This window comes from Microbispora triticiradicis (assembly GCF_005864065.1).
GTDB lineage: Bacteria > Actinomycetota > Actinomycetes > Streptosporangiales > Streptosporangiaceae > Microbispora > Microbispora triticiradicis.
Map to the genome: position 1 here is coordinate 404,584 of NZ_VANP01000007.1, position 10,162 is coordinate 414,745.

The 10,162-nt window shown below is 71.0% G+C and carries 8 protein-coding genes; 3 read left to right on the forward strand and 5 right to left on the reverse strand.

Features of this window, described 5'->3' with window-relative positions:
- Positions 1-125 precede the first annotated feature (125 nt).
- Positions 126-371 carry a CBU_0592 family membrane protein gene (locus FED44_RS20840; RefSeq protein WP_138461739.1) on the forward strand — a complete coding sequence of 82 codons (246 nt, stop codon included), beginning with the start codon at positions 126-128 and terminating at the stop codon, positions 369-371.
- Positions 372-412: 41 nt separating this feature from the next.
- The gene (locus FED44_RS20845; protein WP_117409648.1) at positions 413-790 is read left to right on the forward strand and encodes a VOC family protein; all 378 of its coding nucleotides are present in this window, start codon (positions 413-415) and stop codon (positions 788-790) included.
- Between the two features lie 3 nt (positions 791-793).
- On the opposite strand, the gene FED44_RS20850 is transcribed toward FED44_RS20845, so the two are convergent.
- The 3 genes from FED44_RS20850 to FED44_RS20860 form a co-directional block, all read right to left on the reverse strand.
- A complete protein-coding gene (locus tag FED44_RS20850) occupies positions 794-1,243 on the reverse strand; it encodes a hypothetical protein (protein ID WP_117409649.1) in 450 nt (149 codons plus the stop codon).
- 90 nt (positions 1,244-1,333) lie between these two features.
- A complete protein-coding gene (locus FED44_RS20855) occupies positions 1,334-3,379 on the reverse strand; it encodes a molybdopterin-containing oxidoreductase family protein (RefSeq protein WP_138461740.1) in 2,046 nt (681 codons plus the stop codon).
- A gap of 58 nt (positions 3,380-3,437) precedes the next feature.
- Positions 3,438-3,875, reverse strand: coding sequence for an RpiB/LacA/LacB family sugar-phosphate isomerase (locus FED44_RS20860; protein ID WP_117409651.1), 438 nt, complete (start codon positions 3,873-3,875; stop codon positions 3,438-3,440).
- A gap of 49 nt (positions 3,876-3,924) precedes the next feature.
- Here FED44_RS20860 and FED44_RS20865 point away from each other — a divergent pair, with 49 nt between their 5' ends.
- Positions 3,925-6,330, forward strand: coding sequence for a lysylphosphatidylglycerol synthase transmembrane domain-containing protein (locus FED44_RS20865; RefSeq protein WP_244302106.1), 2,406 nt, complete (start codon positions 3,925-3,927; stop codon positions 6,328-6,330).
- A 117-nt stretch (positions 6,331-6,447) separates the two neighbouring features.
- Here FED44_RS20865 and mgrA read toward each other — a convergent pair whose 3' ends face one another.
- Positions 6,448-7,473 carry an L-glyceraldehyde 3-phosphate reductase gene (gene mgrA, locus FED44_RS20870; RefSeq protein ID WP_138461742.1) on the reverse strand — a complete coding sequence of 342 codons (1,026 nt, stop codon included), beginning with the start codon at positions 7,471-7,473 and terminating at the stop codon, positions 6,448-6,450.
- Complete coding sequence (locus FED44_RS20875; protein ID WP_138461770.1) at positions 7,470-9,557, reverse strand: S9 family peptidase; 2,088 nt, start codon at positions 9,555-9,557, stop codon at positions 7,470-7,472. Before FED44_RS20875 ends, mgrA begins: the two co-directional genes overlap by 4 nt.
- Between the last annotated feature and the right edge of the window lie 605 nt (positions 9,558-10,162).

Sequence of the window (10,162 nt, forward strand, 5' to 3'; positions counted from 1 at the left end):
CACCACAGATCGCGCGAATCCTCCCGCACAACGGATATGTTGGGGTTGTGAGGGGCGCGACTCGCGGTCCTCCCGGACGAGGTGCCTGCCGTACCCGGAGCGGCGAAGACGGCGGGCGAAGGGATATGAACCAGCTTCTGCAGATCGCCGGCGCCGTCCTCGTCCTCGGCGCGTTCCTGCTCTCCCAGATGAACGTCCTGGACGGCCGGTCGAAGATCTACCTTACGCTCAACCTCGTCGGTTCCGCGGTGCTCGCGGGGCTCGCGTACGCGGACGCCGACTGGGGGTTCCTGCTGCTGGAGGGGGTGTGGGCCGTGGTCTCCGCGGCCGGCCTCGTCCGATCGCTCCGGCCGCGGCGAATGGTCACATAACCGGCTTGACACCTTTGACGGTGTCGCGGTTGGGTGGGCGCATGCTTGAGATCCACACGATGACTTTCGACTGCGCCCGGCCGTACGAGCTGGCCCAGTGGTGGAGCGAGGCCCTGGGCTGGCCGCTCGTCGGCTCCGAACCGGAGGACGACGAGGTCATGCTGGACCGCCCGGACGGTCCTCCGCACCTGCTCTTCATCCGGGTGCCCGAGGGCAAGACGGTCAAGAACCGGCTCCACCTCGACGTCAACCCGACCGGGGACGGTACCCGCGACCAGCAGGTCGAGCGGCTGCTCGCGCTCGGGGCCAAGCCGTACGAGGACCACCGCACCCCCGAGGGGGCGGGCTGGGTCACGCTGCTCGACCCCGAGGGCAACGAACTCTGCGTGTGCCGCAGCGCGGCGGAGCGGGAGTCCTGAGACTCACGCGCCCTTGGCCCGGCTCCGCATGGAGAGCGTGAAGACGGCGGTGACCAGCAGCACGAGCAGGCCCCCGCACAGCGCGTCCCAGCCCGCGCCGAAGACGCCCTCGCGGTCGATCACGAGCTGCACGGGGTACATCAGGGCCGCCGCGCCCAGCCCCGGGTAGAGCGAGAAGCGCCAGGGGTGCCGCAACGCCCAGTGGCGGGCCTGCCGGGTCACCCGGTCGCCCACGTTCGGCTTGGAGATCGATCCGATCCCCGCGACGAGGGCGAACAGGGTGATCCCCGAGCACAGGGCCCAGGTCAGGTCCGCCGGTCCGGGCAGGATGACGCCCAGGAGGAAGCTCGTGGCTGCGACCGCCCCGCCGGCCGTCGCCGCGGCACGCCAGGGAGCGCCGCGCAGGGCCGCGCCGGCCAGGGACATCTCGTCCATTCGGGTGAGTTCGTTCATGGTTACAGCGTGCCTGCCCGGGTGGTCCGGCGGCATCGGGGAAGTCCCTGAGCATCCCCTGACGCCCCCTGGACAGGTCCCCCGGCACCCCTATCCCTCCAGGGTGACCCCCTCCGGGAGCGGGGCGACGTCGACGAAGTTGTCGTGGTAGACCGCGCCCCGGCCCATGTCGGCGTCGCGTTCGTCCACCACCGCGTTGGGGTTGGCCCCGGCCGCGTGCTTCGGCCAGTGGCCCTTCGGCGCCGCGACCACCCCCGCCGCGACCCGGTCGCTGACCTCCACGTACGCCCGGAACTCCCCGTTGCCGTTGAAGACACGGGCGGCCTGCCCGTCCACGAGGCCGCGCGGCGCCGCGTCGGCCGGGTTGACCAGCACCCGCGGGCCCTTCGACCGCCTGCGCAGCTCCGGGTTGTTGCCGAACGTCGTGTTCAGGAACGTGTGCGACGCCGGTGTGACCAGGACGAGCGGGTGCGGCCGGTCGGCGGGAGCCGTACGGGCCGTCAGCGACGGCACGTAACCCGCGACGCGCGGCAGCCCGGCCGCCTCGGCCCGCTCGGAGGCGAACTCCAGCCGGCCGCTCGGGGTCGGGAAGCCCTCCGTGAACGGCACGAACGGGTCGGCCGCCGGCAGCCGCGCCCAGCCCTGCTTGCGGATCTCCTCCAGCGTGATCCCGGCCTGGGCGAGCGTCTGCTCGGCGAGTTCGAGGTCGGTGTCGTACAGGGACGGCTCGGTCAGGCCCATCTGCCGGGCGAGCCGGCGGAACGTCTCGGTCGTGGACAGGCACTCGCCCGGCGGCGCGACGGCGGGCTCGTTCCACACCATGTACATGTGGCCGTAGCCGTGATGCACGTCCAGGTGCTCGATCTGCATCGTCGCGGGCAGCACGTAGTCGGCGTAGTCGGCCGTGTCGGTCGGGAACTGCTCCATCACCACCGTGAACAGGTCCTCCCGCGCCAGCGCCGCCCTGATCCGGTTCTGGTCGGAGGTCGAGCCGAGGGGGTTGGCCGCGTAGACCCACAGGCACTTGACCGACTCGTCCAGTCCGTCGGCCAGCCGGGTCATCGTGAGCGTGCGCACCGGGTGGGGGAGCAGGTCGTCGCGGGGGTCGGGCCCAGTGGGCGCGTACGCCGAGGTGGAGTAGGCCACCCCGCCGCCGGGGTGCCGCCAGTCGCCGGTCACGCCCGGGATGCAGGCGATCGTCCGCATCGCGGTCCCGCCGCCCTCGTGCCGCTGGATGCCCATCGTGGCCCGGATGCCGGTCGGCCGCGTGTGCGCGAGGCGTACGCCGAGGGCCCTGATCCGCTCCTCGGGCAGCCCGGTGATCTCCGCGACGAGCGCCGGGGGATGCCTGCGGATCTCCGCCTCGAACTCGTCCCAGCCGGTCGTGTGCTCCTCGATGTACGCCCGGTCCTCGGCGCCCTCCTCCAGCACGACGTGCAGCAGGCCGAGCGCGAGCGCGGCGTCCGTCCCGGGACGGATCGGCAGGTGCTCGTCCGCCTGGTCGGCCGTGCGCGTGCGGACGGGGTCGATCGCGACGACGTAGGCTCCGGCGGCGCGGGCGTCCTGGACGAACTTCCACATGTGGTGCCCGCTGGTCAGCGTGTTGGTGCCCCACAGCAGGATCAGCCGGGACAGGGCGAACGTCTCGGGGTCCATGCCGCCGGGGGTCCCGTTGACGTAGCGCAGGCCGTCGTTGCCCGCCCGCGCGCAGATGTTGAGATCGTGCCGGGACGCGCCGAGGACGTTCCAGAACCGCCGCCCGGCCTGTCCCGACTCGCCCTGGACGTACCCGAGCGTCCCGGTGCCTTGGTACGGCCAGATCGCCTCGCCGCCGTACTCCTCGACGATCGACGTCAGCCTCGCCGCGATCTCCGCCAGCGCCTGGTCCAGGGGGACGCGCTCGAACCGGCCGGACCCCTTGGGCCCGACCCGCTTCAGGGGGTGGAGGATCCGGTCCGCCGCGCGGACCTGCTCCAGGTAGCGGTTCACCTTCACGCACAGGGCTCCGCGCGTGTAGGGGTGGTCGTGGTTGCCGCGCAGCGCGGCGGCCTCGCCGTCGCGTACGGTCACGACCCAGGAGCAGGTGTCGGGGCAGTCGAGCGGACAGGCGCCCAGGATGGGTAGCGACGTGCTCATGGCCTCGACGTTAGCGTGCCGCTGTCGGCCGCCCTCTCGCCGCGTCCTCCCACCGTCCTCAGCGGATCTCCCGCAGGTACGCGATGTTGGCGGCGTCCTCGGGTTCGGTGCTGGGCGCGGCGGCGAACCAGGCGTCCAGGATCTCCGTGAGCACCTGCTGGGAGGTCAGGCGGAGGCTGAGCGCGAGCACGTTGGCGTCGTTCCACTTTCGGGCGCCCGCGGCGGTGACGGCGTCGGCGCACAGCGCGGCCCGCACCCCCGCCACCTTGTTGGCCGCGATGGAGGCGCCGGTGCCGGTCCAGCAGCAGACGACGGCCTGGTCCGACCGGCCCTCCGCCACGTCCCGCGCGGCGCTGGAGCAGCACCAGGCCCAGTCGGCCCGGCCGTCCGGGGCCAGCGCTCCATAGAGTGTGACTGTATGGCCGCGCCTTTCCACCTCGGCGGCCAGCGCCGGCGCGATCCCGTCGAGGCTGTCCGAGGCCAGGGATATATGCATGCCATTAATTCTGGACACTGAGTGCGAAGATCGCACAGAATCGCTGGTGGTGAGAGGCATCAAGGAGCAGGACCTGACACTGGACACCCCCGGCCCGGGGGTCGTCCTGGTCGTCGAGCCTCTGTTGCCGCAGCGGATCCGCCGTCCTTCGGACGCCCTGCGGTTCCTGCTCACGCTGCTGGCCCTCGCCGCCGTCGTGCTGCTGGCCCTGGCCCTGCAGCGGACGCTCAACGGCCTGGAGTCCGACGTCCACACGGGCACCGGCCGCGCGCCCGAGGTGCTGTCGGCCGCCGCCGGGCTGCTGGGCGGCGTGGCCGTGCTGGTCGTCCCGGTGGCGTTCGCCGTCGAGCGGGTCTTCCACCGCGACGGCATGCGCGTCACCCAGGGGCTGATCGCCGCGATCCTCGCCCTGCTGGTCTCGTACGCGCTGGGCGAGTGGCTGGTGCAGTCCGGTCCAGCGGACCTCAGGCAGCTGCTCACCGGCAACCGGGACGTCGAGCCGCTGAACACCGTGCTCACCCCCGCGATCGCCTACGCCACGGCGGTGCGGATGTCGCGCCGCCCCCACTGGCGGGCGCTCATGTGGGTCGCTCTGGGCCTCGACGTGTTCGCGCTGTTCACCGCCACCAAGGTCACCGCGCTCGGCGTGATCCTCACCTACGTCGTCGGCCTCGCCGTCGGTTTCGGCACGTTGTACGGCATCGGCAGCGCCAACACCCGGCCGCCGGGCAGCGCCGTGCTGGCCGCGTTGCGCAGGCTCGGGTTCACGCCGGTCAGCGCGCGGCGGGTGGAGGACGACAGCTCGGGCAGCCGCCGCTACCTCATCGGCCTCGCCGGCGACCGCACCGTCGACGTGACCGTCCTCGACCGGGACCGCCAGGTCGCGGGGGTCCTCTACCGGCTGTGGCGGCGGTTCCTGCTCAACAACGAGACCCGGCGCCGGGCCATCCGCTCGCTGCGCGCCGAGCTGGAGCGCGAGGCGCTCATGGCGTACGCCGCGCAGGCGGCGGGCGTACGGCTGCCGCGCCTGCTGGGCACCAGCGAGGTCGGCACCGAGGCCGCGCTGCTCGCCTACGAGCACGTGGACACCCGGCCGGTGAGCGAGCTGGACGACGCGGACCTCGACGACGAGCTGCTCGCGCGGATGTGGGAGCAGGTGCGGCTGCTGCAGGCCCACCGCCTGGCCCACCGCCATCTCACCGGCGAGAGCATCCACGTCGACGCGCACGGCGACGTCTACCTCGTGGACGCCCGCAGCGGCGAGATCGCGGCCGGTGACCTGCTGCTGCGGCTCGACATCGCCCAGCTTCTCTCCTACCTCGGCACCCGGGTGGGAGCCGAGCGGTCCGTCCGCTCGGCGGCGAAGGCGCTGGGGGAGGACGCTCTGGCCGGGGCGATGCCGCTGCTCCAGCGGATCGCGCTGAGCCGCGACACCAGGACCGCCGCCCGCCGCGACAAGCACCTGCTGCCCGCGCTCCGCGAGCAGATCATCGCGCTGAAGCCCAAGGCCGAGGTGGAGGAGGTGCGGCTGGAGCGGTTCCACCCCCGCACGCTCGTCACGATCATCCTCAGCGTGATCGCGGCCTACCTGCTGCTGCCCCAGCTCAGCCAGGTCAACCTGGTCTCCGTCGTCACCACGGCCAACTGGGCGTGGAGCGGCGTCGCGCTGGTGGCGGCCGCGCTGAGCTACGTGGCCGCCGCGGTGATGCTGCGCGGGTTCGTCCCCGAGTCGCTGCCGCTCGGGCACACGATCCTGGCCCAGCTCGCCGGGTCGTTCGTGAAGCTGGTCGCTCCCGCCGCGGTGGGCGGGGTCGCGATCAACACCCGTTACCTGCAGAAGCGCGGGGTGCCGCCCGGGGCCGCCGTGGCGAGCGTCGGAGCGTCCCAGCTCATCGGCCTGACCATGCACATCATGCTGCTGCTGCTGTTCGGCTATCTGACCGGCACGCAGGCCGCGCCGTCCCTGACCCCGTCGCGCGGGCTCCTCATGGTGCTGCTCGGGGTGGCCGTGCTGTTCCTCATCCTGCTCGCCATACGGCCGCTGCGCCGGGTGGTCACCTCCCGTGTGCGCGCGTTGTTCTCGGGGGTGATCCCCCGGCTGCTCGACGTCGTGCAGTCGCCCCGGAAGGTCCTGGAGGCCGTCGCCGGCACGCTGCTGCTCACGCTCAGCTTCGTGATCTGCCTGGCGGGCTGCGTACAGGCCTTCGGCGGCGACGTGTCATTCACGGCCGTCGCCGTGGTGTTCCTCGCCGGCAACGCGATCGGCTCCGCCGCTCCGACGCCCGGCGGCCTCGGCGCGGTGGAGACCTCGTTGTCGGTCGGCCTCACGGTCGCCGGGCTGCCCGCCACGGTCGCCACCTCGGCGGTGCTGCTGTTCCGGTTGATGACGTTCTGGCTGCCCGTCCTTCCCGGCTGGGCCTCCTTCGCCTACCTCCAGCGCAAGAACGCCCTCTGACCCGCCTCCCCCGCACTGCCTTTCAGCGGGCACCGCCCCGCACTGCCTTTCAGCGGGCACCGCCCCGCGCGGCCGCCCGGACCGGCGCGCGGGGTCACTTCGGGACGCTCACCTCGGTCACTCGGCGCTGGAGGCGGCCCAGAGGTTGATGCCGCAGTCGACGGCGTCCTTGTCGATCTCGTCCAGTTCCTCCTGGGCGAAGTCGAGCCGGCCGACCGCGTCCAGGTTGGCGTCGAGCTGCTCCACGCTGCTCGCGCCGATGAGCACCGACGTCACCCGGCGGTCGCGCAGCGCCCAGGCCAGCGCCATCTGCGCCAGCGACTGGCCCCGACGCCCGGCGATCTCGTTGAGCCGCCGGACGTGGCGCAGGCTCTCCTCCGACAGCAGGGACGGGTCGAGCGACTTGCCCTGCGCCGCCCGCGAGTCCTGGGGGATGCCGTCGAGGTAGCGGTCGGTCAGCATGCCCTGCGCCAGCGGAGAGAACGCGATGCAGCCGGCGCCCTCCTCCTCCAGCACGTCGAGCAGCCCGTTCTCGATCCAGCGGTTGAGCATCGAGTAGGAGGGCTGGTGGATGAGCAGGGGCGTGCCCAGGTCCCGCAGGATCGCCGCGGCCTGCCGGGTCCGCTCCGGGGAGTAGGACGAGATGCCGGCGTAGAGCGCCTTCCCGGAGCGGACCGCGTGGGCGAGCGCCCCCATGGTCTCCTCCAGTGGCGTCTCGGGATCGAAGCGGTGGCTGTAGAAGATGTCGACGTAGTCGAGGCCCATCCGCTTCAGCGACTGGTCGAGGCTCGCCAGCAGGTACTTCCGCGATCCCCAGTTGCCGTACGGGCCGGGCCACATGTCGTAGCCCGCCTTGGTCGAGATGATCAGCTCGTCGCGGTATCTGGCGAAGTCCTGCTGGTAGAGGTGCCCGAAGTTGATCTCAGCCGAGCCGTACGGCGGGCCGTAGTTGTTGGCGAGGTCGAAGTGGGTGACCCCGCGGTCGAAGGCCCGGCGGAGGATCGCCCGCTGCGTCTCGATCGGCTTGTCGTCGCCGAAGTTGTGCCACAGCCCGAGTGACACGGCGGGCAGCCTCAGCCCGCTGCGTCCGGTCCGGTTGTACGGCATGGGCCCGTACCGGCCCTCGGCTGCCACATAGCTCACTCGGTCACTCCAACTCGGTCGAGGATCCAGGAGAGCGCGAACGCCTCCTCACGCCAGGCGTCGTAACGGCCGCTGCGGCCTCCGTGGCCGGCGCCCATCTCGGTCTTCAGCAGGAACGGGCCGCCCGCCGCGCTGTCGCGGAGCCGGGCGATCCACTTGGCGGGCTCGTGGTAGAACACCCGCGTGTCGTTGAGGCTGGTGGTGGCCAGGATCGGCGGGTACGGCCGGCCGTCGACGTTCTCGTACGGCGAGTAGCTCTTCATGTACGCGTAGACCTCGGGGTCGTGCAGTGGGTCGCCCCACTCGTCCCACTCGGTCACCGTCAGCGGCAGGGAGGGATCGAGGATCGTGTTCAGCGCGTCGACGAACGGCACCTCGGCGACGATCCCGGCGAACTCCTCGGGCGCGAGGTTGGCGACGGCGCCCACGAGCAGCCCGCCCGCCGACCCGCCCCTGGCGACGACCCGGCTCGACCAGCCCGAGGCCTTGAGATGGCGCGCGCACGCGACGAAGTCGGTGAAGCTGTTCTTCTTCCGGGTCAGCTTGCCGTCCTCGTACCAACGGCGGCCCATCTCGCCGCCGCCCCGCACGTGCGCGATGGCGAAGGCGAGTCCCCGGTCGAGCAGCGAGAGCCGGGCCACCGAGAAGTAGGGGTCGATGGAGGACTCGTAGCTGCCGTAGCCGTACAGCAGGGTCGGGGCGGGCCGGTCCGTGCCCTTCCGCACCATGATCGAGATCGGGATCCTGGTGCCGTCGTCGGCCGTGGCCCACTCACGGAACTGCTCGTAGTCGGCCGGGTCGTAGCCGCCGAGCACCACCTTCTGCTTGAGCAGGATCAGCTCGCGCGACCGCAGGTCGTAGTCGTACACCGACGGCGGGGTGACCATCGAGGTGTAGCCGAGCCGCAGGCGGCCCGTCTCGAACTCGGCGTTCCCGGTCGGCGCGACGTCGTACAGCGGCTCGGGGAAGGAGATGTCGTACGGGTCGCCGCCGTCGCCCGGCAGGATCCGCACGCCGGTGAGACCGTCGCGGCGGAAGTGGACGACGATGTGGTCCCTGAAGGCGTCCACGTCGAGCAGCCTGGTGTCGTCCCTGTGCTCGATCAGCGGGGTCCAGGTGCCCGGGTCGTCGATGGGGGCGGTGGCGAGCTCGAAGTTGACGGCGCCGTCGCCGTCCGGGCCGCCGTAGTTGTGGAGGATGAGGAACCCGTCCGCCGCGTGCTCCAGGGCGTACTCGACGCCGGTCTGCCGGGGCCGCACGACGGCGAACTCGCCGTCCGGAGTGCTCGCGTCGAGCACCCGGACCTCACTCGTGATCTTGCTGCCCGAGGTGAGCACGAGGTAGCGCTGGCTGCGGGTCAGCCCGATGCCCACCCAGAAACGCTCGTCGTCCTCCTGGTAGACGACGACGTCCCCGTTCTGGTCGGCGGCCCGCTCGGAGGCCTGGCCGAGGGTGTGCCGGTGGATCCGGTACGGCCGCCAGGCGTCGTCCACGGTCGTGTAGAAGAACGTGGAGCCGTCGCCCGACCAGGCGCCGCCGTAGAAGACCCCGGGGATCTCGTCCGAGAGCAGTTCGCCCGTCTCCAGGTCCTTGAACCGGAGCGTGAACCGCTCGTCGCCGGAGAAGTCGGTGGAATAGGCGAGCTTCGTGCCGTCCGGGCTGACCGCGCTCGTGCCGATGGAGAAGAACGGGCTGTCGCCGGCGAGTTCGTTGCCGTCCAGCAGAACCTGCTCACCGGGGAGCGGCTCGCCCGGCTCCAGCTTCGGCGGGTCGTCGCCGTCGGCGGCCACCCGGCACTGGATGCCGTACTGCTTGCCCTCTTCGGTGCGCGAGTAGTACCACCAGGCGCCCTTGCGCGTGGGCACGGAAAGGTCGGTCTCCAGGGTCCGGCCCTTGATCTCCTTGAAGATCGTCTCCTGGAGATCCCCAAGATGGGCCGTCGTCTCCTGGGTGTAGGCGTTCTCCGCCTCCAGGTAGGCGATGGTGTCGGGGTCGTCCTTCTTGAGCAGCCACGCGTACTCGTCGACCACGGTGTCACCGTGGTGGCTGCGCTCGAAAGGAACCTTCTTCGCTACAGGCGGCATGTCGCTCACCCGCCAAAGTCTATGTTCGGCATGGTCCTGCCACGGCTCCTCCGAGCCGTCTCCGGGGGCGGTCCCCGGATCGACACCAGGGGATCGACACCGGGAATAGGGCGCCCCTCGGATGCGTTCGTTTCCATTCGGGTCATGGCGCTGCCGAGGCCTGGTAATCTTGTGATGTCGGCGCGGTCCGGCGCACTCCTCTTCGATCACCTTGGTGGTTGGCTTGGCGTGCGCGGGTCGGTTGACCGACGGCCTCTCGTGCTCTTCTGGATCTTGTCCTGATGTGCGGTTTGCATCGGGGTGAGGGTTCGGGTAAGTTAGAGGGGTTGCCCCGGAAACGGGGCGGTCGAATTCCTGTCGGTTGGCGGGTTTCGGGTCAAGTCGGTTCTGAATAGGGCGGATTTGACACGGAATGGCCGGTCGGGAAGGATTAAGACCACAAGCGAAACGAAACGCCCCGGAGCGTGGGACCTGGTTGACGGGTTTCGGGTGATGGTGGTCGCGTCCGTTTCTTGAGAACTCAACAGTGTGCTAAAAGCCAGTGCATGAATCATGCATGACCCCGTCACCGTGTTGGTGGCGGATTCCTTTGACGGTGCCTTTCC

Coding starts and splice junctions, on each gene's coding strand:
- FED44_RS20840 (WP_138461739.1), top strand. CDS start 126: ATGAACCAGCTTCTGCAGATCGCCGGCGCCGTCCTCGTCCTCGGCGCG.
- FED44_RS20845 (WP_117409648.1), top strand. CDS start 413: ATGCTTGAGATCCACACGATGACTTTCGACTGCGCCCGGCCGTACGAG.
- FED44_RS20850 (WP_117409649.1), bottom strand. CDS start 1,243: ATGAACGAACTCACCCGAATGGACGAGATGTCCCTGGCCGGCGCGGCC.
- FED44_RS20855 (WP_138461740.1), bottom strand. CDS start 3,379: ATGAGCACGTCGCTACCCATCCTGGGCGCCTGTCCGCTCGACTGCCCC.
- FED44_RS20860 (WP_117409651.1), bottom strand. CDS start 3,875: ATGCATATATCCCTGGCCTCGGACAGCCTCGACGGGATCGCGCCGGCG.
- FED44_RS20875 (WP_138461770.1), bottom strand. CDS start 9,557: ATGCCGCCTGTAGCGAAGAAGGTTCCTTTCGAGCGCAGCCACCACGGT.